The organism is Rhodohalobacter sp. 614A (genome assembly GCF_021462415.1).
Classification (GTDB): Bacteria; Bacteroidota; Rhodothermia; order Balneolales; family Balneolaceae; genus Rhodohalobacter.
Map to the genome: position 1 here is coordinate 195357 of NZ_JAKEDS010000001.1, position 24816 is coordinate 220172.

The window sequence follows — 24816 nt, forward strand, 5'->3', positions numbered from 1 at the left end:
GAAGAAATGACCAGCGTATTTTAGAAAAACAGGAGTTGTGATTATCCACCACAACTCCCTGAAGGACTTTGAGAAGTGTGCTCAATCACTTCTCAATTTTTCTCTTTGTGTTCGTGTTCTCAGTAGTATGAACCATAAATGCGAAATTCCTTACAAAATTTTCTCAAAAAATTTATTTTTCCTCTGAAATTTAATCTCAATCCCCAAAATTTTGCAAAAAAAGCCAATTCCGTTTCACCTCGAAGTCAACCAGGGCCTTGCCGAGGCTAAAGGATTGATTCACATCAGAAAAAATAGCCTTGTTTTAGAATTTGAAGTCAAAGATGTTTTTGGGGGATTCCTCAAGTCTGACTTGAATGAAATAGAAATCCCATATGATGAAATTGAATCACTCATCTACAAAAAAGGGTTCTGGGGTGCTAAAATCCACATCGAAGGAAACTCCATGCGAACATTTGAAGATGTACCTGGTTCTGAACAAGGACGCTGTACTTTAAAAATTAAAAGAAAAGATCGCGATCAGGCTCAGCAGTCTATCAGTTCAGCAAGAGTGGCTCTTTCAGAACACAAACTGAATAAACTCGGAGATTAAGGAGAGTTTCGGGGAAAAATCTAAGTAACGCTATCAAAAAAAATCGGATGAGTGATCAAGCTATTTTACCTTCGGCTTGTCTACCCATCCGATGAATATCAAATCAATTTATTTGATGTAGTTTTTCTTCACCAAAAGTTCTGCGTTCAGAATGGCACCTCCGGCAGCTCCGCGAATGGTGTTATGTGCCATTGCGATGTATGAGATGCTCAGTACATTTGAATTTCGAACCCTGCCAATCGCCGTTTGCATGCCTTTCTGGCTGTCTGCATGAAGACGTGGCTGTGGGTAAAAATCATCATCAAAAACATTCAGAGGAAAGTTGGGAGCCGATGGCAGTTTTAAATCTCCAATCGGGCTTTTCCACTCTTTCAGTGCTTTCTTCACTTCTTCTGCATCAGCCTCTTTTTCGAGTTGTACAGCTATAGATAACATGTGTCCGTTCAATACCGGAACCCTGGTTGCGGTTGCCTGAATGGGAAAATCCGCATGCTGAAGAACTCCGTCATTCAACCGGCCTAAAAGTTTGAGGGGTTCTGCTGCAATTTTGGGTTCTTCACCACCAATAAACGGAACCACGTTTCCGAGAATATCCAAACTGGGCACACCCGGATAACCGGCACCGGAAATAGCCTGCATAGAAGTAAGAATAACACTCTTGATTCCAAAATTGTCGTACAAAGGTTTTAAACTCATCACCAGCGGCACAGCTACACAATTGGGATTGGTTACAATCCATCCGCTTCCATCTTCAGTAAATGTTTGCTTGTCGATCATACTGATGTGATCGGGATTTACTTCGGGAACAAGAAGCGGAACAGTGGGATCGGTACGATAATTTTTTGCATTACTGATAACGGGTATTCCGGCTTTTGCAAAATCTGCTTCCACCTCTGTAGCCACGGATGAATCCAAACCAGAGAACACAAAATCTACGTCACCAAATTCTGAGGCTGTACAATTTCGAACTTCAATGCCTGAAACATCTTCCGGCATGGGAATACTCTCAATCCAGTTGGCAGCCTGCTTATAGGATTTTCCTGCAGAGCGTTCAGAAGCTCCAAGAGCCTCGATTTTGAACCATTCGTGATTTTGAAGAAGTCGAATGAATTTCTGGCCAACCGCCCCGGTCGCGCCCAAAATTCCTACTTTAAATTGAGCCATTTTTGATTTTATAATTACTATTTAGCCTGAAATCAGGCTTTGGTTATCGAGCTATTTTTTCAAAAGACAGTAAAAATAGTAAATGATTTGGACAAACGATTCATCAAAGGAAAGAAAATTGCTATCTTTTGCAACTTAGGAAGCGGAGCTTTTTTAAGCTTCTGTTGATGTTAATCATAACAAACCAATATTTACCAACGCATGTCAGTTACCCATTTAGACAACCTCGATAAAATCGTGTCTCTCTCCAAAGCCAGAGGATTTATTTTTCAGTCATCCGATATCTACGGCGGACTCGGGGCTGTGTATGATTACGGACCTTTAGGTGCTGAGTTGAAGAACAATATCAAGAGCGAATGGTGGAAAGCCATGACGCAATTCCATGATAATATTGTAGGAATTGACGCGGCCATTTTTATGCACCCACGAACATGGGAAGCCAGCGGACATGTGGAAGGGTTTAATGACCCGATGATTGATGACAAACAGTCCAAAAAACGATATCGGGCGGACATGTTGATTGAACAGCATATCCTCAAACTCAGAGAAAAAGGGAATAAAGAGAAAGCTGATGAAATCCAGCAGTTGCTGGATACTACCGGTACAAGAAAAGGATTGTGCGAGGATTTGTATGATATCATTAAGGCAGAGGAAATTCGCTCGCCAGATTCCGGTGCGTTCGACTGGACCGAGGTTCGCCAGTTCAACCTGATGTTCAAGACACATTATGGCGCAACTTCCAGCGGAGATGATGATATTATTTATTTACGTCCGGAAACCGCGCAAGGAATTTTTGTGAATTATAAAAATGTGCTGGACACCGCGCGTGTTCAGGTTCCGTTTGGAATTGCGCAAATCGGGAAAGCTTTCAGAAATGAAGTTGTGGCCCGGCAATTTGTATTCCGCATGAGAGAATTCGAGCAGATGGAAATGCAATATTTTGTGGAACCGGGAACCGATGAAGGCGAGTATGAAAAATGGTTGGAAACCCGTCTTAACTGGCACAAGAAAATGGGCATTCGCGAAAATCATCTACGCGTTTCTCCACATCCAAAAGATAAACTTGCCCACTACGCGCGTGCTGCGGCTGACATTCAATACAAATATCCAATCGGATGGCAGGAAGTGGAGGGAATCCATAACCGAACGGATTTTGATTTGTCGCGCCACCAGGAATATTCCGGCAAAAAAATGGAATATTACGATCAGCAGAAACAGGAACGCTACATTCCTTATGTGATTGAAACCTCCGTTGGACTGGACCGAACAACGCTCATGATTCTCTGTGATGCGTATCGTGAGGAAGAAGTGGACGGGGATTCACGAACGGTTCTGAAAATCAACCCAAAACTGGCGCCGACCAAAGTCGGAATTTTTCCTCTTATCAAAAAAGCGCCTCTTCAGGAACTTGCTAAAAAGCTAGAAATCGATCTGCGCGAAGAGTTTACAGTTCTGTATGATGAATCCGGGTCTATCGGGAAACGATATCGAAGACAAGACGAAGCCGGAACTCCATTTTGCGTAACTGTGGATTTTGACGGCGTTGAATCCGAAGGCGAAGACACTGTTACCATTCGCTATCGGGATGATATGACCCAGGACCGAATTCCTGCGGCGAGAGTTGCTGAAGTTATTCGTGACAAAATGAAGGATTGGTCGCCGGAAGATTAGAACCTAACCGGATGAGTCACCATCGTCATAACAAGTTACCCGGGTCGTGACTCATCCGATAAAACAGGTTTACAGCGCCACCTGCATTTGAACCGTTAGCATATTGCCGAGATCAGCATTTAGTTTGTCATCCCGAAATTCATAATTGAGTGACAATCGGGTATTACCTACAAAATAATAGTTCGCGCCAATCAAGACTCCGGTATACTCATTTTCATCCATTGAAGTCTCCGGATCGAATGATTCAAATCGGGCGATAGCCTGTATTTTTTCTGTGAATTTGTAAGCTCCAAGCAGATACCAGCCATTCATTTCGCGCGAGCCGCTATCCGCAAGGTCATCTTCCCGAACAATATATTCAGCTCGGAAATAAACCGGATCACCCGTATAACTTATATCCGCGCCTAAACGCGTCCTTGATTCATGATGATCTGAATTCATGTCTGGTTGATACTGTCCAAAATGAGCCGATACTCCAAATTCAAGATGTTCAACAGGAGTGATTCCAATCCGGCCAAGCACATCTTTGGGATCAAATTCTTCGGTTTGATTGGCTCCCTTTCCATTCACCAATGCAATTTTGTAATTCAGAAATGAATTTTTCCCGCCAACCTGTACTCCAATATCCCGAAACATAGCGTACGGATTTAATCGCAGAATAGCTGTTGTTCGTTCAATGGCCGGGTTGAAGATAATCACCTCGGGACTTTCAATACCGAATGGCGCCAAAAATTGCCCCGTTCGAAGCTGGAATAAAGGATGAATATCAAAATCAATAAAGGCATTAACCAATCGCGGAGTTCTGTCTGGTGGCTCAACATATCCTCCAATAACATTCACGCGAATGTTATCCGTTACGGAACCGGTGACTCCCAACCTTGCACGATGAATAGAAAAACGTTCGGCAGCACCGGGAGTTTCATCCATAATGAATTGCTGCTGAAGGAATCCCCCAAATTTTAATGAGGAGAATGTTATGGTTTGAGCAGTTGCAATTTGAGAATAACTTGTCACGAACAAGACCATCATTAATACAAATAAAGCAACAAAATATTGAGTTTTTTTAGCTTCCATTGGTGAGATTATTTACAGTTTTATGGTAAAATCGAGCCCTGAATACCCCCTTAAAACATTGCCAATCAAAAACTTACGAACCTTTTCATCTTTCTAAAAAATCAGAAGTCATTTTTGATCAAAACAGGACAGAGAGAAAAACCGAAATTAAAAAATCAGAAGCAAGAAATTTTTTTGACGTCACCCACTTGTTATTTTGAACATTTGATTTTATACTCTTTGAGCGAAAAAAATTGACGATCCATTTCTGAGCTTTTCGGGATCAGCAAAACCACTCTACCATTAACTTTAGAAACCGCACTGAAAAATGGCACAACATAGAATGACCAGCGATTCTACGGCTCCGTCATTGCTGATATCGCAACCCTGGTACGTTAACATGATGGAAAGGCTGAACACAGTTTGGCACGAACGTTCTCTCCAAATATTTATGGCGATTGTACTTGCACATTGGGCCGAACATCTTGTTCAGGCATACCAGATTTATGTTATGGGATGGCCCATACCCGAATCACTTGGAGTTGTGGGTTATTATTTCCCCTGGATGTTTAAATCCGAAATTCTCCACTATGGTTACGCACTTGTTATGCTGATTGGCATCTGGATTTTGCGTACAGGCTTTACCGGAAGTTCATACACCTGGTGGATGATTTCTTTCTGGATCCAATTCTGGCATCATATCGAACATCTTCTTCTTCAGGTTCAGGCGGTGATTGGATATAACCTTGGCGGCTCACCCGTACCTATGAGTCTTGTTCAATTTATTATACCGAGGGTTGAGCTGCATCTGATTTATAATACCCTCGTGTTTATTCCCATGATAATCGGGATGTATCTGCATATGTTTCCGCCAGCGGGTGAAGAATCAGACATCAAATGTACCTGTGTAGTCCATCGAAAATCATCCAAATAAGCCAAACAAAACATTTCCTTTCATATGATTCGACTCAATAGGATTCTAATGAGAGTTTGTTTTCCGGGTATGGTTATGTGGATGATTTTGTCACTGCAACTAATACTTATGGGATGTCAATCTTCTGATGAAACCCATTCCGATATTTCTCTGGAGTGGGAAATTCAGCCTGAGCAGCCAACAGTTGGAACGGCTACTATCAGCATCACTTTATGGGATAGCACAGACCAACGAATCAGCGGAGCCGATGTTTCACTTGAAGGAAATATGTCTCACCCCGGAATGCAGCCGGTTTTTGTAACTGCCGAAGAAACGGACGCCGGTTCATATTCCGCAGATATTGAGTTCACAATGGGAGGCGACTGGTTTTTTCTGATCAAGTCGACTCTCCCCGATAGCCGGATTGTGGAGCGGCAAATCAATATAAACGGAGTTCGGTCACAATAATTCGCGATGTGAAAGCAATATCATGAGTGTAAATAAAAAATCAGCGGTACCAGGCGATACTATCGACCTACTGGATTTGCCCGTTATTGGCACCTTTTTCCGCTGGCATCACTCAAGAATATTCCTGCAGAGCATTCTGCTGATTATCGCCGCTATCATGGTTCTGCATGGACTTTTCGGTCCACAGCTTGCGCCAAGAAATCTCTCTTCGCTACTTACCTGGGTTCATTACCGGGGAATCCTTGTGATTTTATTGCTTGTTGGGGGAAACTTTTTTTGCATGGCTTGCCCTTTTATGCTGCCGCGTGAACTGGCCCGGAAATTTTCAAAGCCGGTAAGAAACTGGCCTACCTGGCTGCGTAACAAATGGCTGTCTATTGGCCTGCTTGTTCTCGTTCTTTTTTCTTATGAATATTTTGATCTCTGGGGATCTCCCTGGTGGACGGCCTGGCTGATCATTGCCTACTTCTCAGCGGCTCTTCTTGTTGATGTTTTTTTTAAAAAGGCTTCTTTTTGCAAATATGTCTGCCCGATCGGCCAGTTTAATTTTATCTCATCAACCGTCTCACCTTTTGAAGTAAAAGTTCGCGACCACGAAATTTGTGCCAGTTGTGAAACTTACGACTGTATCAAAGGAACCCGAGATGCTGAAAACCAATGGAATGTAGTGCAGCGCGGATGCGAACTCGCTCTTTTTCAACCCAGAAAAGTCGGAAATATGGATTGCACATTTTGCCTCGATTGCATCCATGCATGTCCGCATGACAATGTTGGAATCAGTACCCGATCACCCGGAGCCGAACTTTGGTCCGGCAAACGCCGATCCGGAATTGGACGATTTGCAAATCGAAACGACATTTCCATTCTGGCTCTGGTATTTGTATTTGGAGCTCTTTTGAACGCTTTTGGGATGGTAAGTCCTGTTTATGCCCTTCAAAACTGGATGGCCGGTGTCATGAACACAACGAATGAACTTCCCGTTTTAGGCACTCTTTTTTTCGTAATGCTGGTTGTTGAACCCTTTATTTTACTTGGGTTAACTTCCTTTGCAATGAAAACCTGGACCGACGCACAGGACAGTCTCATACCAATTGTAATGAAATATGCCTTCGCTCTCGTGCCGTTTGGTTTTGGCCTGTGGGTGGCACACTACAGCTTCCATTTGTTAACCGGAATCTGGACGTTCGTTCCCGTTGTGCAAAGTATGATGGCGGATATCGGTTTACCTATTTTTGGCGAGCCGATGTGGAGATTAACGGGAATGCCGGTCGGCCTTGTCTTTCCGCTTGAAATTGGATTTTTATCTTTAGGATTCTTTGGTTCTCTCCTGGTTACCTACCGCATTTCAGAAAAAAACTATTTCGACCGCAGATGGGAAGCATTTATTCCCTGGGCCGTCTTACTGATGATACTACTCTGTGCTGCAATCTGGTTGTTGAACCAACCCATGGAAATGAGAGGTACATTTCTTGGAGGATGACCGTTAACCTCGTTTAGATTATTTTATTGATGATGCTGAACACAAATATTTCAAAAATCCGGTTCGATATGATAGGGCGTTGCGCTCTGCTACTCGTTACATGTTATTTTTTTATGGTGGCAAAAGGATTTGCTCATGAGGGGCCTCCGTTTGCTATTATTGTTGATGAAGACGTTGGACCATACCTGGTTTCCGTTTGGACGGATCCGGACATTGGCATCGGCACATTCTTTGTAGTTTTCGAACCTAAAGACGATGACCATGAAATCGATGATATCCATTCTGTAAAAATCGGGGTTGAACCGGTTTCCGGCAGATTGGATGAAAAAGTTTATGAATTTGAATCTCAGCCGGCACGAAGCGGGGCACGTTACTGGACAGAAGTAGAATTCGATAAAGGTGAGTTCTGGAAAGTACGGGTTTCTATTGAAGGCGATGAATTTGAAAAACAACTTCACTCCGAAGTGGAAGCTACTCCCGATGGCTCCATAGGTCCGATCGGACTTCTGATTTACGCGCTGCCTTTTGTTGGAATTGGTATCCTTTGGTTCAGAGCAATTATTGTTCGACGGCGGCACGAAGATGAAAACGACGAATAGAAGTTTTCTTGTGCAACTGGTTGCCCATTTTTCAACTATAAAGAATCAATAAACCGATCCAATTCCTGAATAAAATCATTTATAAGTTCCTGCTCAAGTAAGCCATATTCCATGGACATTCCGGAATTTGCCTCTTGAAAAATATGATTGGCTCCCGGAATAATAACGGCTTGGAAAGGAATGTCGGTCGCTGAAGCAAATGAATCAGCCACTTCTTTATTTCTATCCGGCAAAATTTGTGTGTCTTTCTCTCCAAAAACGGCAAGTACCGGGATATCCAAATCTTGAAATACCTCATCAGGATTTGTTTCAATCCAGGATTTAAACCACCGGGTTTTAGCCGTTTCCAGCTGGCGGTCTACCTGGCTTTGGATAAATGCACTCATATCCCCCAAAGCATTTTGATGTTCCAGCGGCAACTCCATGATCTGATTTTCCAACCGGTCTGCAAGTTCACCCTCTATATCCTGCCAGCCTTCTCCTGTCCGAACGGCATTATATACTTTTTCCTGGAATTCCAGGTTTAGCTGCAGCACTTCATCAGAAACTTCCCTCACTTCTGAAATTTTTTGTATCTGTTCGGCAATGATCTTCTCGCCATTTTGAAAAGGTGTAGCGGCTAAAATCAAACCGTCCACCGAAACACTTTTTGCTGCCATTGAAGCTACCAGACCTCCTTGATTGTGTCCAAGAAGAATTAAACGGGAAATATTTTCAGTATAATTCGATTTCAGATAATCAACGATTTGGACAAGATCGGCTCCCATCTCTTGCAATGTAATATCGGCTGGGCCGGTTGACTGGCCAACACCCCTGTCATCATATCTGAATGTAGAATAACCTTTTTCATAAAGTTCGGATGCAAGTTCTTCGAATAATCTGAAACCACCAATATTTTGATTACGATTATTCGAACCTGATCCCGAAACCAGTAAGACCAGTGGTGATTCTTCCGGGTGCAAAGCCAGGCTTCCGCCTATTTCACCCTCAGAAACAGGTATAATTATTTCGGACTCCGGCAAACCTGATAAACGTCCATTTGTGAGGGTATTTCTTTTTAAATCAAACGGAAACACTTCACCGGATTGTTGGAACTCCCCACTAATTCTATCATTTGTTTCACTTCGAATTCCGCGAAAAATTGCAGGTCCGTTTCCGGTTTCAAACTGAAAAATAAGTTTGTTTTCACTCGAGTCAAGTACTTCAACCGGAAAGGTAAATATACCCTGATCGGGAATATCAATGGTACCGTCCAGTATTTCATCGCTATAAGAAAAGGTAATATTGACGGGCAAATCACGGTTATTCACATCAATATAACCCGACCACGTTCCCGCCATTTCAGAGACATCCTGTCCCTGAATGGGTACTGCCAGAAATATCAGAAGTAAATGAAAAATTGTAAGAATGGCTTGCCGCATAGAAAAGTATTGAGCGAAATTCTTTGAACGCTTCATAAAATATCATTTCATTTGCCCATTTTCCAAAGTCAATTCTCCGTTGGTTTTCATAAAAAAAGCCCGAAATAGTATCTATTCCGGGCTTCCATTCTCAAAGTTGTAATGAAACTACAATTAGTTTGTAATCTCAACCTCAGGATTAGCAATTCCAATAACACCACATGCCAGACGGGCACCCGCAGCTCCCGTGGGCTGAGAAGTCAAATCGTCCTCTCCGGCATGAAGAATCATCCCGCGTCCCAGAATAGAACTTAATTCCACATGTGTATCAATAAAATCAGCTGAAGCCGTTCCTTGTGCATCCACAGGCAGGTTTCCTAAATCTCCCATGTGCCGTGCATCATCAGATGGAGCGCCATGATCATCCCCACTTGGATTATAGTGGCCACCTGCTGATGTTCCGTCTGCAGCACGGCAGTCTCCATATTGGTGAATATGAAATCCGTGGCGGGTATCTGGTTCAAGGCCTGTTACTGTCGCCTGTATCTGAACTCCCTGATCTGTCTGTGTAAATACAACAACACCCGACACATCATTTCCCTCTGTTGGATGAAGAACAGCGGTTGCTGTTTCAATGTCAGTAACCATTCCGTTGCTTGATTGAGAACTCATGGTTGTATCCGTTCCCATATCCATATCCGATTCCATTTCAGAAACTTCTCCTTGCGAACAAGAAGCCAATAAGAAAAGTGTTAATAAACTAAGTGAAAGATATCTCATCATTTTTTAATCAGTTTTGGTTTTCATTCTGTTATCTGAACAGACTGCATCATAGTTTCATTCAAAAAGTTGTCGCCCAAATAGTAATATCTTTTTTGGGCAGCCACAAACTCTAAAAAAAGCTTTTAAAATGCAGCACTTTTTTTTGATCAACACTTAGATTTTCATTAAAACCCAAAGGCGCTGTTGAAAATTGAACTTCCTCATTTTCATAAAGTTTCCCCGGCCGCTCAATTTTCTTGCAGCTCGCATGAACCTCTTTGAGATACGCGGTTTCCCTCATTGGTTCCATAAGTTCCGGCATCATTCCTCCGCCAGGCATAATGATGATTTGATCTTTTGCTTTCTTCAATAACTCCAAAAGAACAGGCAGTCCTTCACTCACGTTATTTTTCCCACCGGATGTTAGGATTCGTTTGAATCCACAGTCTATAACATCATCAAGCGATTTTTTAAAATCGGCGGATGCGTCAAATGCACGATGAAATGTACAGGGTTTTTCGCCGGCTAAATCTACAAGTTCTTTACATGGGTTTTTCTGAACCGAACCATTTTTATCTAAAATCCCAAAGACAAAACCGTCAGCTCCAAGAGAGGAAAAAATCCGGATTTCCTCTTTCATCACCTCAACTTCTTCGGCAGAATAGACAAAATTCCCGCCCCTGGGGCGAATCATTACAAATATTGGAATATCAATTTTTGATTTCAGAAAAGTAAATAAACCCGCCCCCGGAGTGAGTCCTCCCTCCGGGTATGAAGAACAAAGTTCAAGCCGGTCCACTCCATATTTATAAGCTTTTAATGCAGCTTCTATGTTAAAGACAGGTGATTCCAGAAGGATATTTTCAGCCATGATACTGGTTAAAATTCCTGTTTGATTATTACTCGGTCGTCGTTTGATATCTGGAATCTGACTTTACAGCAGAATTTCCTCCCTGGTGCTGAACCGCATACGTAAATCCCGACTGAACCGCATAGGCTCCATGTTCACCTTCTTTGTTGATGGCCAGAAATCCTACCTGCATTTCGTCTTCATGAAAAGGTGTTTTTTGGAGAAGGCGATCAATCGTTTCCTCGCAAGCTTCCTGGGGAGTTCGTCCCTGTCTCATCAGTTCAACCACCAGAAAACTTCCACAAATTTTAATGATGGTTTCACCCACGCCGGTAGCCGTTGCGGCTCCAACTTCGTTATCAACATACAAGCCTGCACCAATAATCGGACTGTCGCCCACCCGGCCGTGCATTTTGAACATTAAACCGCTTGTAGTGCACGAACCGGCCAGATTTCCATCGGCATCCAAACCAATCATTCCAATAGTATCGTGATTTTCAAAATTCGCCTTGGGTTTGTATTCTGATTTTTCAAGCCATTCTTCATACTCCTGACGAGCGTCGGGATGTAGTTCTTCATCTTCAAGTGGCATCCCCTGCGATACAGCAAACTGTTTTGCGCCCTCCCCGGCAAGCATCACATGAGGCGTTTCTTCCATTACTTTTCTTGCCAGCGTAATCGGGTGTTTTATTTGTCTCACAAAGCATACCGAACCGCAATCTCCATTTCCATTCATAATGGAAGCGTCCAGCGTAACAATTCCTTCCCGGTCAGGATAACCATTTAACCCGACCGATCGGCTGCTCAAATCGGCTTCGGTTACTTTTACCCCTTCTTCGACAGCATCCAGAATAGAGCCGGTTTGATTGAGTACACTCCATGCTTTTTCATTGGCCGCCAGTCCGTGATTCCAGGTAGAAAGAATCAGAGGTTTATTTACCTGTTTGCTGGTCTTTTTCTCAAGGGATTGAAGTCCGGTTTTAACAGCACCCGGAAGCATCAGCGTTGAAGATAAGAGTGTGTTTTTTAAGAATTTTCTTCGGGAGGTCATTCGATATGATTCGATTTATTTAAGAGATACTCAAAGATAGACGAATAAGTGGTTGATTCAATTTTCAGGAAGAATGAAACCGGTTCCAAAATTAAAGAATTAAATACATTTCACAGACTTAATTAATATTCATCGATTTGTTTTCCAAGTTTTACAATTTTCTGCGGTACTTTATTGAGTCAATTTCTATGTTTATATAAAACCTGCTTTACAAAGCTAACAGAGTTTATGCATTCATTTCGGGGGGCGGATTTTTTGATCTTACCCCAAAATAATTACCTTTCGACACAAAAATTTCAAAAAGCCAACCAGTATTTGGAGAATGCTTATTTGGGTACGTTATAAGTTTTCTCCTGTTTAATTTGAAATCCTCAATTCTATGAAATATATCCTGAAACAATTACCGCTATTCATCCTCGCCCTATTGATTGGTGTGAGTTGTAGCACAACAAAGTCAGCCGGCGGTTCTGACAATTCAACACCGTCCTCCGCTCCATCACGAATGGGGTCTCAATCTGAAAACGGAGAAATCAAGAAGTTCTCAGAAGTTATTAAAGATGATTTTGAAAAAGATGAAGGCCTTTTCAATGTCTACAAAGACGATTCCGACTATTATTATGTGATTCCCGATTCCCTTCTTGAAAGAGAAATGTTAATGGTTTCGCGAATTGCCCGCACAGCGGAAGGAATTAATTACGGCGGAATGAAAAACAATACGCAGGTCTTGCGATGGCAAAAAAGAGATAAGAAAATTCTTTTGAGACGAGTTTCATTCAACAATACTGCCAGTGATACACTCCCGGTTTATGAAGCCGTTCGGAATTCAAATTTCGAGCCCATCCTTGCTTCTTTTGATATCCAGGCACTGAATGAAGATTCCACGGGATCGGTAATTGAAGTGACAAGTCTCTTTACGGATGATGTTCCTGCTTTGGGTCTGCAACAATATTACCGGCAGGAATTCCAGGTTCGTCGAGTGGACGGCGACCGGACGTTTATTGAGCATATTCGCAGTTTCCCGGAAAATATTGAAGCACGACATATTTTAACGTATGTAGCACAAAATCCCCCGGCAGATGCGGATGCAAATACCATCTCGCTTGAGATCAATCACAGCATGATTCTGATGCCGGATGAACCAATGCAGCGCCGGAGACCAGATGCAAGAGTTGGCTATTTCAGCACAAACCAAACCGACTACGGGAATGAAGAGCACCGTGCAACGCCTATCAGCCATATCACCAGATGGGAACTTATTCCTAAAGATAAAGAAGCTTATTTGAATGGAGAATTGGTGGAACCGGAAAATCCCATCACTTTCTATATTGATCCGGCTACCCCGGAACAGTGGCGGGACTTCATGATTCAGGGCGTAAATGATTGGCAAATTGCTTTCGAAGCGGCCGGATTCAAAAACGCCATTATCGGTAAAATGGCTCCGACCAAAGAAGAAGACCCTGATTTCAGCCTCGAAGATATTCGTTATCCGTCCATTCGTTATTTTGCATCCCCGATCCAAAATGCATTTGGACCGCATGTTCACGATCCGCGATCAGGCCAAATTATGACCTCAGCCATCGGATGGTTTCATAATGTAATGAGACTGCTCCGAAACTGGTATTTCATCCAGACCTCTGCAGCCAATCCGGAAGCGAGGGCTGTACAGTATGATGATGAACGTATGGGAGAATTGATCCGATTTGTAGCTTCTCATGAAGTTGGTCACACTCTTGGGTTGCCACATAATTTTGGCTCAAGCCACGCTTTCCCGGTAGATTCCCTTCGTTCCCCAACCTTTACAAATACTCACGGAACGGCTCCTTCCATTATGGATTACGCGCGGTTTAATTATATCGCACAGCCGGGTGATGGAGTGACGGACTTTATGCCGGAAATTGGCGAATATGACAAATGGGCCATTAAATGGGGATATACCTGGTTTGGTGATAAATCCCTTGAAGAACAGAAAGAAATTCTCAACGAATGGGTAAAAGAGCGGGCGAATGATCCCACTTATTTTTACGGCCAGCAGACAGCCAACCCAATCGATCCCCGATCCAACCGAGAAGATTTGGGAGATAACGCCATGAAAGCCAGTACCTATGGGCTTCAAAACCTGGAAGTGATCACAAACAACCTTATAGACTGGATCCATGAGGATGGAGAAGATTTTGCCGAGCTGGACGAAATCTACGGGCAGGTTCTCGTTCAGTGGAGTCGTTATATGGGGCACGTAACACCTTATATAGGTGGTGTATACCAGGATAACAAAACGTTTGAACAGGAAGGTGTAGTCTATACTCCGGTTGAGGCTGAACGCCAGCGTGAAGCTATGGAATTCCTGGCTGAACGCGCTTTTAGTGATCCCACCTGGCAGGTGAATGATGAAATCCTCGGGCGCATCAATCAAGCCGATTTTATTGACAGCTACCGCGAACGTCAGGCTACCGTTTTGAATGACCTGCTCAGCGCCTACCGACTGGCCCGACTCATTGAATACGAATACAGAACGAACGATGCATACTCTCCATTTGAATTCATGGATGATCTGAGAGAAGCCATCTGGAGTGAACTGGATTCCAATTCTTCCATTTCTGTGTATCGCAGAAATCTACAGCGCGCCTATCTCGAACGGATGGAAGGACTGATGACCGAAGAGCTCCCCGATGTAGATAACCAGTTCCGGCAGTTTTTGGGTTGGACACAAATCAATGTGAATCAATCCGATATTCGTCCGATTGTACGGGAACAGCTGGAAATTCTTTTGGATGATGTTCAATCAGCCCGATCGAACGACCGTGCAACACGAATCCATCTGAATGATCTTTCTGAAAGGATCGACAATATTTTGAATCCCGAAAACTAAATTTATTACCCGTCTGACCGTACCAAGCGATCAGACGGGTATTCATATTTTATTGTCACTTTCTTTTCTTCGGGTGTACAGATTCCAAGAGGAGATTAAAAAATTTCATTAAACCTCCCTATCAAAGATTTGGTAAAGAACAAATGAGGGGTATTTCCATATCTCATCTTTTTTACACGCATACTTTTCTACATACCTATAGCTGAAAAATATATCGGACCGCGTTTGGTTTATCTCTCCTCTTTTATTTTGATTCCCCTCAAAAAAGTTTAATCATCCAATAGGTACAACTTCTTTCCTGCGTGTATGATTAACAGAATGAATTCATGAATCAGCCAGATAAAGAACAGTTTGTTAACTGGGCAGAGGAAATCCGGCAATCGAAAAAACACGCATTCGATGAACTTTTTCGAGCCGTTTATCCTCAGCTTGTAACATTTGCAGCATCGTATACTAAAGAGAAATCGTCTGCGAGCGATATTGTACAGGATACGTTCGTGGCATTGTGGCAAAAACGAAATGCCATTGATCCCGACCAGTCGCTTAAAGCATATCTGTATAGAATTGTTCGAAACCGATCTCTCAATTACCTGCGGAACCGGTCATCTGAAATTTCGCAGCCGGATATTATCGTAGACGATGAGTTGCAAACAGAAGAAGAAGTTGATTCTAAAAGAAACGCAGATGAGTTGTCTGAAAAATTTGGTGAATGGATTGAACAGCTTCCTAAACGGCAGCAGGAAGCATTTGAACTGAGCCGGTTTGATGGTTTGAGCCATGATGAAATTGCAGCCGTAATGGACGTTTCACCGAAAACCGTTAACAATCATATTGTAGCTGCACTTAAACAACTGCGGATTTTTTACGAGGAATATTCAGATAAGAAATAACAGAAATGGAAAACAATAATAAAAACCCGCACAGAGATTCAGATATGGACAGAGTTCTGAATCAGTTTTCGAACGATGAGCGTTCGGGGGCCGAAGAAATTTGGCGGATTAGCAAACAGTCGCTTCGCCCATCCTCCACTCCTTCTTCAGCTGATGTTGAAGAAGCGTTGCAAAATGTGCATTTCCGTATCAAAGAAGAGGAGCGGACGACAGGAAGAACATCAAATATCTCCATGTTCATTCTCTCCAATGTCCGATATCTGGTTGCAGCCGTTGCACTGATTGTCCTTGGATTTGGCTTTTTATTTGTTCCCAAAACAATTACTGTCCCCTATGCTGAAACAGCCATTATTGAATTGCCGGACGGTTCTACGGTTGAATTAAACAGCGGCACAACACTGCAGTACAATCGTTTATATTCACTTACCAATCGCAAAATCAGTTTGAATGGAGAGGCGTACTTCTCTGTGGAGAAATCAGAAGAACCTTTTATTGTGGAAGCCAATGGCTCTGCTATTCAAGTAACCGGTACGGAATTCAACATTCGCTCATGGGCTAATGATCCGGCAAAAGAAACAACCGTCACGGTCACGGAAGGAAATGTGGAATTTTATCCGGAGGGTAAAAGAACCCAAAATGTATCGTTGCGTGCCGGCCAAACGAGCCGGTTGAATCCGGACATGAGTTTGCCATCCCAACCTGCAGAAGTTTCTACGGATGAAGCTCTTGCCTGGCGCAATCAACGGCTGGTATTCCAGGAAACACCTTTAATTGTGATTTTGCACGATTTGGAACGCAGTTTTGATGTAAACATAGAACTCGATGTAGATGATATGGACTATGAAACGCTCACCGCTTATTACAATCAGCCGGCAAATATCGAAACGATTCTTGAAGATATATGCACGGTAAAAGGGCTGCGTTATACAAAAACCACAAATGGTTACAGGATCTTCAAATAGATTTCGCCTATGTCCCGAGCGATATTCGTCATAGCTGCATCTCTCTTTCTTGGTTTCTTGTTGAGCCATCCGGCAAAAGGACAGGAAACGGAAACAAATCTCACGTTTGAGTTCAGGGGAGAATCTTTGAGCGTGGCACTGGATAAAATTATTTCGAGAACCGATATCGACCTCGTTTACGATCCACAGCTCACCAGGAATATCAGTATCTACAAAAGAATAACGGCAAAAAATGCTTCCGAACTTTTACGCCAATTGCTCGAAGATCATCAGCTTGATTACATCACACTTTCATCAGGAACGTATGTGATTGTAAAATCTGTGATGGAGGGACCTTTTTACGGAACATTTGCCGGAAAAGTGGTTGATGGCCGAACGGGAGAACCACTACCCGGAGCCACCGTCATGCTGGCGGATGCATCGGGCGGAACCAGTACGAACCGCTCTGGCAATTTTTCAATCAACAAAATGCTGAGCGGAACGCATAGAATTATTTTCAGTTATGTGGGATATGAACCGGTCGCAAAAACCATTGAAATCCGGCCGAACCGGGAAGTGACGGAGAGAGTTTTGCTCAATCAAAAACCAGTGGACGTTTTTCCTGTTGTTGTTGAAGCACACAGAGCGCAAATTCCTCATCACGAGAATCCGGTTGTGAACGCAAAATCAGAATGGGAAACTACGGGTGTGATGAAAGATGCCATTCGAAATTTAAGCCTGATTTCCGGCGTTCAGTATGGTCTCCCTTTGACGGATCTGCACCTGCAAGGCGGACAGCATAGCGAGCACCGAATTTTACTGGATGGCGCGCCGGTGTACAATCCGTACAGTTTTGGACAAATGTTCAGCTCATTCAGCCCTTATGCAATTGGAAATATCCAACTTTATAAAACGGGGTATGGCGTAAAAGCCGGCAGTCAAATTGCTGGATTGATCAATCTTTCGCACGATCTTCCGGCAGCAGGCAGCAAAAGCCTGACGTTGCAAGGCGATCCTTTAAGCGCAAATGCCAGAGGTGATCTCTCCTTTATCACCGGCGACCAATCCTCACTAAAACTTATGACGGCGCTACGTACTAATTTCTGGGATCTTTATAAGAATCCAACACTTGAGCAAACTCTTCAAGACTGGAATGTGATCGATCCCCTGATTTCAAATGCTCTTGCGGATCTTGATTACGATGCATCGAAATTTTCACCGATTCATCAGGATTCGGATGTACGTTTTCTTGATTACCACCTTGCAGGCGAATACAATCTGGACAACTTCAATACCATTTCGGCTTCACTTTATATAGGTGACAATAAAGTACTAACTCACCTTTTAAATCAGGTGGATGACTCGTCAGAACCTTCTGTGCCAACCTATCTTTATGCCAGTGAAGGTTACAAATGGAGCAATTTTACCTCGCAGGTCTCATGGACCCAAATGATCAGTCCGCGGTTAGAGCTTACCACACAGGCGAGTTATAGTGTCAATCAATTTGAGCACGAGACTGAAATCGGCACTTCAAATCACCCTCTTTACATAAGAAATTTATTTCTCGAATATTCTCCCGGAAACGTTGTTTCAGATGCTGGCGGTCAGGGTCGGCAACTTCCCACACAGTTTGATGGAAATGAAATTCAGCATTTTATTCTCAGAACGGATGGGACGTACAGCATTTCACCCAATCTTTTACTCGAAGGAGGAATCCAACTCGACCGAGTCACCTCGGGAATTAATATTTCAGACCTGACCTATTTTCCGGCTCATATCGATCAGTCTTCAACCCTTCTAAGCTCCTATTTTAATGCATCTCATACCTTTGGCAGCTTTTGGAATATTGAGTGGGGTTCCCGTTTTACTTATGCGGTTCTGTCGGATCTGACCTACGCTGAACCCAGAATGTCCCTCCAGTTTGATAATCCGAATTCGAATTTGGGATACTGGAGCGCTCGACTTTCCGGCGGATTGTATCGGCAGTTTGTGAATGAATATGAGATTACAAATTCAGGCCCCACCTCACTTGTCCCTACATTTTCAATATGGTCTCTTTCTGATGAAAATAGTATCCCAAAGGCCTGGCACCTGACCGGTTCTTATCTTCTTGAACCTTCGGCCCACACATCCATCAAGGCTGAAGCATTCTATAAATGGCAACCGGCTTCAACCATCACATCATACAACACACTAAATAGCGCTAATAGTGAATCTCTTTCGTACACAAAACTCAGTGAAATTCAGGCGTTTGCCGAAACCACAGAAATGATTGTTCTCGGCGGTGGACTCAAAATCACTCAAGCCCTTTTAAGTTCAAAGCTGAAAGTAAGTGCAGGTTATGATTACAGCTATTCAGAGATTGATATGGAATCGCAATTTGGGCGAAGATTGCCAGCTTCATGGAATGAGCCTCACCGTGCACAACTTCGCATTTTGTGGCGAATGTTCCCGGACCTGGCCGTAACTACCAAGTGGCAGGGTATTTGGGGACGAACATGGGCGTTTCGCCAATCGTACTACAACTTCTTACGGTTCCAATCAGAGGAGACTGCACTACCATTCTCTTTCAACTCACCCGAAAACGACAAGCTTAATCCTTTCCAACAGGTGGATCTCTCTTTCATTTACCAGCCATCCCTGGATACTACAGAGCTGGAAATTCGTCTTGAAATTCTGAACATTCTGGACCGGGAAAATATGTTGGAAAAATATATTCAACCCATCCATTCAGATAACGGATCAACCGATTATGTGATCCGTCATCGAACTCTTCCGGGAATTCACCCATCCGTAAGTATTCAGGTTAAGTTCTGATCTGATTCTATCAGCCATCAAAAAGTTCTCTCCCAAAAAATTAAAACTCATTTTGTTATAGGTACTCGCCAATATTGATGTGTAATAAATATAACATTGCCTTTTAAGGCGAAAAAAACAAAAGAGTACCATATACAAACAACTTTAAGATGAGAGGGGCTTGAGCGCAGCCCCCTGAAAACCGGCGCGCTTGTACCGGCAGTACGAATGCGTGTTCGGTTTTTATTTTGACCCCAAAGCGCAATCCTGAAATCCATCTCAGGAAAGTAGGGATTGCGCATCTTATTTCTGATTCGATGAGTTAACACATGAACCGATATCTTTCTTCCCTCACAACAGCTCTGCTGGTATTTACCTTAGTGGGATGTAATAACCCACTAAGTATAGGCGGTCAAAATCCTGTCCTTATAAAAACAGATAAAACTCAATATCATTTTAGTGAGGATGATTCGGTAAAGGTGTCTATTACCAATCAATCATCCGAGACTATTTTTTATAGCACCTGTTTTGGAAAAACTATTGAGGTATTGCACAAAGATAAAGTTATTGAAACCCTGGGAACGCCGGTGTGTTATTGCCTTTGCCCTGCCGAGTTAAAACCCGGGGAATCCATACCGATCAGATTAAGCAGCCTTTCTACAGAATATTTTAACCATCAGAAGCAAAACCTATTGTCGGATGAATCTCTAACCTTCCGAATTCGCTACTCTTTCTACTATGATGAAGCTTTTGGTGACGAGCCACTTCCTGAAAACTACAGCCGTACAAATAAGTTTATTATAGATGGGATTGAGAAATAAGCCCGAAATCATATTTCAAGTTTAGAGATTGGTTCCTAAACGGTTAATCCCAGCCTTTTTCTCCAATCAAAGGTACAAATTTGAAATTCTGAAGCCTCTCTTCATCATACTCATTTTCCGATACCCGAATAATGCGTACCATCACCTGGCTGGCCTGACTTCCTACCGGGACAATTAATCGTCCGCCAATATTCAGTTGTTCAACCAAATCCGCCGGTACAACGGGAGCGCCGGCGGTGACAACAATTCCGTCGTATGGAGCATAGGCACTCCAACCCAGTGTACCGTCGCCAAGTTTTAGGTTTGGGCGGAATCCCAGGTCACTTAAAATCTTTTTCGCATTGTGATAAAGCTTCTCATGGCGTTCAACACTGTAAACATCGGCACCCATGTGGCATAAAATAGCCGCCTGGTAACCCGAACCGGTTCCGATTTCGAGTATTTTCTCCCCCTTTTTTACATTCAAAAGTTCCGTCTGAGCCGCAACGGTGTACGGTTGAGAAATGGTTTGGCCTGCGCCAATGGGAAGGGCTGTATCTTCGTAGGCACGATTTTCAAGAGCGGTATCTACAAATTCATGTCTTGGGATCGCACGGATTGCAGCCAGCACATTTTGATCCTCAATGCCTCTTTCCTCAAGCTTGTCGGCCAAGGCATTTCTTCTCTGAACATGTTTCCGGTTTTCACTCTTTCCCATTATCGGTGGAAATCCATTAAGTACATTGTATTTCTTTGCTTTAAAATAAGATATTCACATTTCTGAAACGAATTTGAAAACCAAGAACAAATGCAGCCCATGAAACTGGCGATTTTACAACCCACTTTCATTCCGAATCTCCATTATTTAGTCATCATATTGCATTCAGATCTGGTGATTTTGCAGGATACAGAAACCTGGTCAAGAAAAAGCCGTGTTCACAGGGCAAAAATTCGAACGCCTGAAGGGACTCAATACATTAACATTCCGGTGGTAACGGAAGATCGTGACAAGCCTATTCGGGATGTCCGGATTGACCACACCGAAAATTGGATTGAACCGCTCTTACGATCTCTCGAATTTAACTATCGCAACAGTGTGTATTATGATTTTTACGAACCTGAGATTCGGTCGGATTTCGAATCTGCTGAGGAATACAATTACCTGCTGGATTTTAACCTGTACCTGAGAAGAAGAATTTTTCGATTTCTCGAACTGGAAAATTTGTCTGAAATCATTCTCTCATCAAAACTTAAACAATACGATCCTGACCCGGATCAACTCGCAAAGAATCTGAATGCCGATCAATATTTCCAGGAACATAGCGCGCGTCATTATCAAAGACAGGGAAAAAACAGAACTGAACCAACCTTTGAGCACCCGGTATACAGGCAACATTTCGACGGATTTGAAGAGGATTGCTGCCTGCTGGATTTACTCTTTCAATATGGGCCGGAGAGCTTTAGAATTATTGATAAGCTTCTGGAATAAAAGCTACTCATTACGAGAGTAAGCGTATTTTTGTCCTGCCTGCTGTAACTCAAATTCTTCAAACTTATCATCCACCAGGTTTTCGAAAACCATGGTAATTCCTGCCTGCTCAAACTTCATAATTCCATTCTCATAGGCTGTCAGCGGAAACGCTCCTTGTCCGCTCGCCTGTGCTTTTAAAACTCCACTCTCAACAAAAACTTCCATTTTGAGCGATATGTCTTCGGATGAATAGCTCCCGGTAAAAGCCAGCATTTCCTGCTCGCTCAATTGAACCTGTTTGGGTTCTTCTGAAAAATCCGGAATCTCAAATTCCCTTCCGAATAGAATATTGAGAACACCAATTGAAATATCATTCAGAGAGTAATTGAACCCATTTCCAAAAAGAACGAATGTCACATTTTCCTCAGGAAAGTGTCCCGAAGTGGTTTGAAATCCGTCAATTCCTCCATTATGCCCCCATGCGTATTTATCGTAAAAAGGAATACGAACAATTCCCATTCCGTACCCGTCTTTGAGATCTTTCATTTTCTCTAAAGACCCTTCCGATATCAATTCTCCATTAAAAAGAGCATTCAGGAAAACAGCCGTTTCTGTCGGGGTTGAGACGATTGCGCCGGCTCCATGAGGTATACTCATATTTGTTTGAGGTGTTTGTTTCCATCCTTCGGGACTGTAGTTGAAGGAATACGCTTCCCCCCGGTTTGTGGAAATTTCACCCCCATAATATGTTCGATTTAAATCAAGCGGATCTGTAATGAATTCTTTCAAAACATCCGCATAACTCATAGCGGTTACATCTTCGATGATGTATCCCAAAAGAATATACCCGGTGTTGCTGTATTCGTATTTCTCTCCAGGTTCAAAAGACGTTCCGTATCTTTTTATCCGTCCCAACATCTCTTCGTGGGTTACACTTTCCGTGTAATACTCTGAGTATTCAGGCACGTTTGTCACATTCACCAGGCCAGACCTGTGATTCAACAAATTCTCTATCGAAATTTGATCTGCATTCGGAATGTCGGTATAGAACTCACTCAGTTTGGCCGCCAAGTCAATTTTGCCTTCCTCTTCCAACTTCAAAATTATGGCTGCCGTGTATGTTTTTGTAATGGAGCCAATACGGTAAACGGTCTCGGAGTTTGCTGATTCCTCACTGTCGTCGATAAACCCATATGCTTCATTGAACAAAACTTCATCGCCATCGAGAATGGCTACAGATCCCATAAACTTGTTATTCTCTTCCAAAACTGATAGGAAATCATCAAGCTTCCGGGCATCGAAATTTTGTTGGGCATTTGCCGGCGTGTTGGCAACAAATAGAAAGATCAGGCAACTAAATGTAAAGCTTTTCAAATATCTCATTTTAACCTTGGTTTGTTAGTCAATGTTTAATCCGCTTTACGTTGACTCCCCTCTAATGTTTAGCGGAATTAAACGTCAAACTCGATTCCCTGGGCCAAAGGTAATTCATCGCCCCAGTTAATGGTATTTGTCTGGCGACGCATATAAGCTTTCCATGCATCGGATCCGGATTCTCGTCCGCCGCCGGTCTCCTTCTCACCTCCAAAAGCACCGCCAATTTCGGCTCCACTCGTTCCGATATTAATGTTGGCAATTCCGCAATCCGAACCCCGGTGACTCAAGAATGTCTCCGCTTCCCGCATATCCAGTGTAAACATCGACGAGCTAAGTCCCTGTTTTACACTATTATGGTATTCAATGGCTTCATCCAGAGTAGAATATTTGATGAGGTACAAAATCGGGGCAAAGGTCTCTTCCTGTACAATCTCGTAATGATTTTCCACCTCGCAGATAGCGGGTTTTACATAGTGTCCTTCAATATCTTCAAGTACATCGCCCCCGGTAATAATTTTCCCACCTTCCTCTTCAATTTCAATAAGAGCATTTTGCATGGCCTGAACCGCATCGCGATCAATAAGCGGGCCCACCAACGTTTTTTCATCCAGCGGGTCTCCAATCGTGATACTTTGATAAATCGAAACCAGCCTTTCCTTCAGTTCCTCAAAAACCGATTCGTGAATAATGAGTCTTCGGGTTGATGTACAGCGCTGGCCGGCCGTTCCAACAGCTCCAAAAACAACCGCTCTTACTGCCATTTCCAAGTCAGCATTTTCACTGATGATGATTGCATTGTTGCCGCCAAGCTCAAGAATGGTTTTACCCAGCCGGGCTCCCACGGTTTGAGCCACCTGTTTGCCCATCCGGATAGATCCTGTTGCTGAAATCAACGGAATTCGCTCGTCTTTGGTCATCCACTCGCCCACATCCCGTCCACCGGTTACCAGGTTAAATACGCCTTCCGGCAAATCATTGGCTTTCAACACATTTCCGATGATTTTCTGAACAGCCACGCCACAAAGAGGCGTTTTTTCTGATCCTTTCCAGATTACAGTATCTCCACAGACGGCTGCAATCATTGCATTCCAACTGTAAACGGCTACAGGAAAATTAAATGCAGAAATGATACCTACGGGTCCCAGCGGATGCCACTGCTCATACATTCTGTGCTGCGGCCGTTCTGAGTGCATCGTATTTCCGTAGAGCATTCGGGATTGACCCACTGCAAAATCACAGATGTCAATCATTTCCTGAACCTCGCCCAGCCCTTCCTGGTAAATTTTGCCCATTTCGTAACTGACCAGTTTCCCCAGCGGTTCTTTGTATTTTCGAAGTTCTTCGCCAATTTGTCGAACAATCTCGCCGCGTTGCGGAGCCGGCATCATTCGCCACTCTTTGAATGCTTCCTGCGATTTTTTCACAACCAACTCATATTCACTATTAGTTGTTTCGTACACAGTAGCAATCTCAGAACCATCGGATGGAGTATAACTCGTGATTTTCTCAGAAGAATTGTCCTTGAAAAATTCCTGTCCGGTGGAAGTCCCGGAATTCTCATGTTCGATACCGAGCGTGCTCAAAAAATCTTTCATGTCTTGAATGGCTTTAATGATGGTTACTTTTTTTTGAAATATAGAGCGAATGGGATTAAGGCAAAAGACAAATCGGG

The 24816-nt window shown here is 43.1% G+C and carries 21 protein-coding genes; 12 read left to right on the forward strand and 9 right to left on the reverse strand.

Annotated elements, in window-relative coordinates; genetic code table 11:
- Positions 1-211: 211 nt before the first annotated feature.
- Positions 212-592: a hypothetical protein gene (locus L0B18_RS00705; protein WP_234567181.1), complete on the forward strand. Its 381-nt coding sequence runs from the start codon at positions 212-214 to the stop codon at positions 590-592.
- A gap of 108 nt (positions 593-700) precedes the next feature.
- On the opposite strand, the gene asd is transcribed toward L0B18_RS00705, so the two are convergent.
- Positions 701-1756, reverse strand: coding sequence for an aspartate-semialdehyde dehydrogenase (gene asd, locus L0B18_RS00710; protein WP_234567182.1), 1056 nt, complete (start codon positions 1754-1756; stop codon positions 701-703).
- Between the two features lie 201 nt (positions 1757-1957).
- Between asd and L0B18_RS00715 the strand changes: the two genes are divergently transcribed.
- Positions 1958-3427, forward strand: coding sequence for a glycine--tRNA ligase (locus L0B18_RS00715; protein ID WP_234567183.1), 1470 nt, complete (start codon positions 1958-1960; stop codon positions 3425-3427).
- Between the two features lie 69 nt (positions 3428-3496).
- Here L0B18_RS00715 and L0B18_RS00720 read toward each other — a convergent pair whose 3' ends face one another.
- Positions 3497-4501, reverse strand: coding sequence for a porin (locus L0B18_RS00720; RefSeq protein WP_234567184.1), 1005 nt, complete (start codon positions 4499-4501; stop codon positions 3497-3499).
- A gap of 379 nt (positions 4502-4880) precedes the next feature.
- Between L0B18_RS00720 and L0B18_RS00725 the strand changes: the two genes are divergently transcribed.
- The 4 genes from L0B18_RS00725 (at position 4881) to L0B18_RS00740 (ending at position 7940) form a co-directional block, all read left to right on the forward strand.
- Positions 4881-5414 carry a hypothetical protein gene (locus L0B18_RS00725; protein ID WP_370647515.1) on the forward strand — a complete coding sequence of 178 codons (534 nt, stop codon included), beginning with the start codon at positions 4881-4883 and terminating at the stop codon, positions 5412-5414.
- Positions 5415-5522: 108 nt separating this feature from the next.
- Entirely contained in the window at positions 5523-5861 is a 339-nt protein-coding gene (locus tag L0B18_RS00730; protein WP_234567186.1) for a FixH family protein, read from the forward strand.
- A gap of 22 nt (positions 5862-5883) precedes the next feature.
- Entirely contained in the window at positions 5884-7341 is a 1458-nt protein-coding gene (locus tag L0B18_RS00735) for a 4Fe-4S binding protein (protein WP_234567187.1), read from the forward strand.
- A 29-nt stretch (positions 7342-7370) separates the two neighbouring features.
- Positions 7371-7940 (forward strand): hypothetical protein, encoded by a 570-nt coding sequence (locus L0B18_RS00740; RefSeq protein ID WP_234567188.1) that lies wholly within the window; start codon positions 7371-7373, stop codon positions 7938-7940.
- A 35-nt stretch (positions 7941-7975) separates the two neighbouring features.
- Here L0B18_RS00740 and L0B18_RS00745 read toward each other — a convergent pair whose 3' ends face one another.
- The 4 genes from L0B18_RS00745 to L0B18_RS00760 all read right to left on the reverse strand — a co-directional run bounded on the left by L0B18_RS00745 (position 7976) and on the right by L0B18_RS00760 (position 12003).
- Entirely contained in the window at positions 7976-9397 is a 1422-nt protein-coding gene (locus tag L0B18_RS00745) for an alpha/beta hydrolase (RefSeq protein WP_234567189.1), read from the reverse strand.
- Between the two features lie 117 nt (positions 9398-9514).
- On the reverse strand, positions 9515-10123 hold the full coding sequence (locus L0B18_RS00750) for a superoxide dismutase family protein (protein ID WP_234567190.1): 609 nt from the start codon (positions 10121-10123) through the stop codon (positions 9515-9517).
- A 109-nt stretch (positions 10124-10232) separates the two neighbouring features.
- Complete coding sequence (locus L0B18_RS00755) at positions 10233-10973, reverse strand: copper homeostasis protein CutC (RefSeq protein WP_234567192.1); 741 nt, start codon at positions 10971-10973, stop codon at positions 10233-10235.
- A 28-nt stretch (positions 10974-11001) separates the two neighbouring features.
- Positions 11002-12003: an isoaspartyl peptidase/L-asparaginase family protein gene (locus tag L0B18_RS00760; protein WP_234567193.1), complete on the reverse strand. Its 1002-nt coding sequence runs from the start codon at positions 12001-12003 to the stop codon at positions 11002-11004.
- A gap of 379 nt (positions 12004-12382) precedes the next feature.
- Between L0B18_RS00760 and L0B18_RS00765 the strand changes: the two genes are divergently transcribed.
- From L0B18_RS00765 to L0B18_RS00785, 5 genes are all read left to right on the forward strand, one after another.
- Positions 12383-14869, forward strand: coding sequence for a zinc-dependent metalloprotease (locus tag L0B18_RS00765; RefSeq protein WP_234567195.1), 2487 nt, complete (start codon positions 12383-12385; stop codon positions 14867-14869).
- 326 nt (positions 14870-15195) lie between these two features.
- Complete coding sequence (locus L0B18_RS00770) at positions 15196-15759, forward strand: RNA polymerase sigma factor (protein WP_234567196.1); 564 nt, start codon at positions 15196-15198, stop codon at positions 15757-15759.
- A gap of 5 nt (positions 15760-15764) precedes the next feature.
- Positions 15765-16721, forward strand: coding sequence for a FecR family protein (locus L0B18_RS00775; RefSeq protein ID WP_234567197.1), 957 nt, complete (start codon positions 15765-15767; stop codon positions 16719-16721).
- A 9-nt stretch (positions 16722-16730) separates the two neighbouring features.
- On the forward strand, positions 16731-19517 hold the full coding sequence (locus L0B18_RS00780; RefSeq protein WP_234567198.1) for a TonB-dependent receptor: 2787 nt from the start codon (positions 16731-16733) through the stop codon (positions 19515-19517).
- Positions 19518-19825: 308 nt separating this feature from the next.
- Positions 19826-20317: a hypothetical protein gene (locus L0B18_RS00785; protein WP_234567199.1), complete on the forward strand. Its 492-nt coding sequence runs from the start codon at positions 19826-19828 to the stop codon at positions 20315-20317.
- A 43-nt stretch (positions 20318-20360) separates the two neighbouring features.
- Here the strand turns inward: L0B18_RS00785 and L0B18_RS00790 are convergent, their stop codons facing one another.
- Positions 20361-21014 carry a protein-L-isoaspartate(D-aspartate) O-methyltransferase gene (locus tag L0B18_RS00790; RefSeq protein WP_234567200.1) on the reverse strand — a complete coding sequence of 218 codons (654 nt, stop codon included), beginning with the start codon at positions 21012-21014 and terminating at the stop codon, positions 20361-20363.
- A gap of 90 nt (positions 21015-21104) precedes the next feature.
- On the opposite strand from L0B18_RS00790, the gene L0B18_RS00795 reads away from it, so the two are divergent.
- Positions 21105-21785, forward strand: coding sequence for a WbqC family protein (locus L0B18_RS00795; protein ID WP_234567201.1), 681 nt, complete (start codon positions 21105-21107; stop codon positions 21783-21785).
- A 3-nt stretch (positions 21786-21788) separates the two neighbouring features.
- Here L0B18_RS00795 and L0B18_RS00800 read toward each other — a convergent pair whose 3' ends face one another.
- The gene (locus tag L0B18_RS00800) at positions 21789-23150 is read right to left on the reverse strand and encodes a serine hydrolase domain-containing protein (RefSeq protein ID WP_234567202.1); all 1362 of its coding nucleotides are present in this window, start codon (positions 23148-23150) and stop codon (positions 21789-21791) included.
- Positions 23151-23218: 68 nt separating this feature from the next.
- Positions 23219-24739 (reverse strand): L-piperidine-6-carboxylate dehydrogenase, encoded by a 1521-nt coding sequence (gene amaB / locus L0B18_RS00805; protein ID WP_234571402.1) that lies wholly within the window; start codon positions 24737-24739, stop codon positions 23219-23221.
- Positions 24740-24816: the final 77 nt, after the last annotated feature.

What these genes read in the sequence shown, in the direction of transcription:
- L0B18_RS00755 (WP_234567192.1), bottom strand. Translation starts at nt 10,973, where the DNA reads ATGGCTGAAAATATCCTTCTGGAATCACCTGTCTTTAACATAGAAGCT.
- L0B18_RS00765 (WP_234567195.1), top strand. Translation starts at nt 12,383, where the DNA reads ATGAAATATATCCTGAAACAATTACCGCTATTCATCCTCGCCCTATTG.
- L0B18_RS00750 (WP_234567190.1), bottom strand. Translation starts at nt 10,123, where the DNA reads ATGATGAGATATCTTTCACTTAGTTTATTAACACTTTTCTTATTGGCT.
- L0B18_RS00790 (WP_234567200.1), bottom strand. Translation starts at nt 21,014, where the DNA reads ATGGGAAAGAGTGAAAACCGGAAACATGTTCAGAGAAGAAATGCCTTG.
- L0B18_RS00775 (WP_234567197.1), top strand. Translation starts at nt 15,765, where the DNA reads ATGGAAAACAATAATAAAAACCCGCACAGAGATTCAGATATGGACAGA.
- amaB (WP_234571402.1), bottom strand. Translation starts at nt 24,739, where the DNA reads ATGAAAGATTTTTTGAGCACGCTCGGTATCGAACATGAGAATTCCGGG.
- L0B18_RS00770 (WP_234567196.1), top strand. Translation starts at nt 15,196, where the DNA reads ATGAATCAGCCAGATAAAGAACAGTTTGTTAACTGGGCAGAGGAAATC.
- L0B18_RS00780 (WP_234567198.1), top strand. Translation starts at nt 16,731, where the DNA reads ATGTCCCGAGCGATATTCGTCATAGCTGCATCTCTCTTTCTTGGTTTC.
- L0B18_RS00745 (WP_234567189.1), bottom strand. Translation starts at nt 9,397, where the DNA reads ATGAAGCGTTCAAAGAATTTCGCTCAATACTTTTCTATGCGGCAAGCC.
- L0B18_RS00725 (WP_370647515.1), top strand. Translation starts at nt 4,881, where the DNA reads ATGATGGAAAGGCTGAACACAGTTTGGCACGAACGTTCTCTCCAAATA.
- L0B18_RS00795 (WP_234567201.1), top strand. Translation starts at nt 21,105, where the DNA reads ATGCAGCCCATGAAACTGGCGATTTTACAACCCACTTTCATTCCGAAT.
- L0B18_RS00760 (WP_234567193.1), bottom strand. Translation starts at nt 12,003, where the DNA reads ATGACCTCCCGAAGAAAATTCTTAAAAAACACACTCTTATCTTCAACG.
- L0B18_RS00735 (WP_234567187.1), top strand. Translation starts at nt 5,884, where the DNA reads ATGAGTGTAAATAAAAAATCAGCGGTACCAGGCGATACTATCGACCTA.
- L0B18_RS00785 (WP_234567199.1), top strand. Translation starts at nt 19,826, where the DNA reads ATGAACCGATATCTTTCTTCCCTCACAACAGCTCTGCTGGTATTTACC.
- asd (WP_234567182.1), bottom strand. Translation starts at nt 1,756, where the DNA reads ATGGCTCAATTTAAAGTAGGAATTTTGGGCGCGACCGGGGCGGTTGGC.
- L0B18_RS00800 (WP_234567202.1), bottom strand. Translation starts at nt 23,150, where the DNA reads ATGAGATATTTGAAAAGCTTTACATTTAGTTGCCTGATCTTTCTATTT.
- L0B18_RS00720 (WP_234567184.1), bottom strand. Translation starts at nt 4,501, where the DNA reads ATGGAAGCTAAAAAAACTCAATATTTTGTTGCTTTATTTGTATTAATG.
- L0B18_RS00730 (WP_234567186.1), top strand. Translation starts at nt 5,523, where the DNA reads ATGGGATGTCAATCTTCTGATGAAACCCATTCCGATATTTCTCTGGAG.
- L0B18_RS00740 (WP_234567188.1), top strand. Translation starts at nt 7,371, where the DNA reads ATGATGCTGAACACAAATATTTCAAAAATCCGGTTCGATATGATAGGG.
- L0B18_RS00715 (WP_234567183.1), top strand. Translation starts at nt 1,958, where the DNA reads ATGTCAGTTACCCATTTAGACAACCTCGATAAAATCGTGTCTCTCTCC.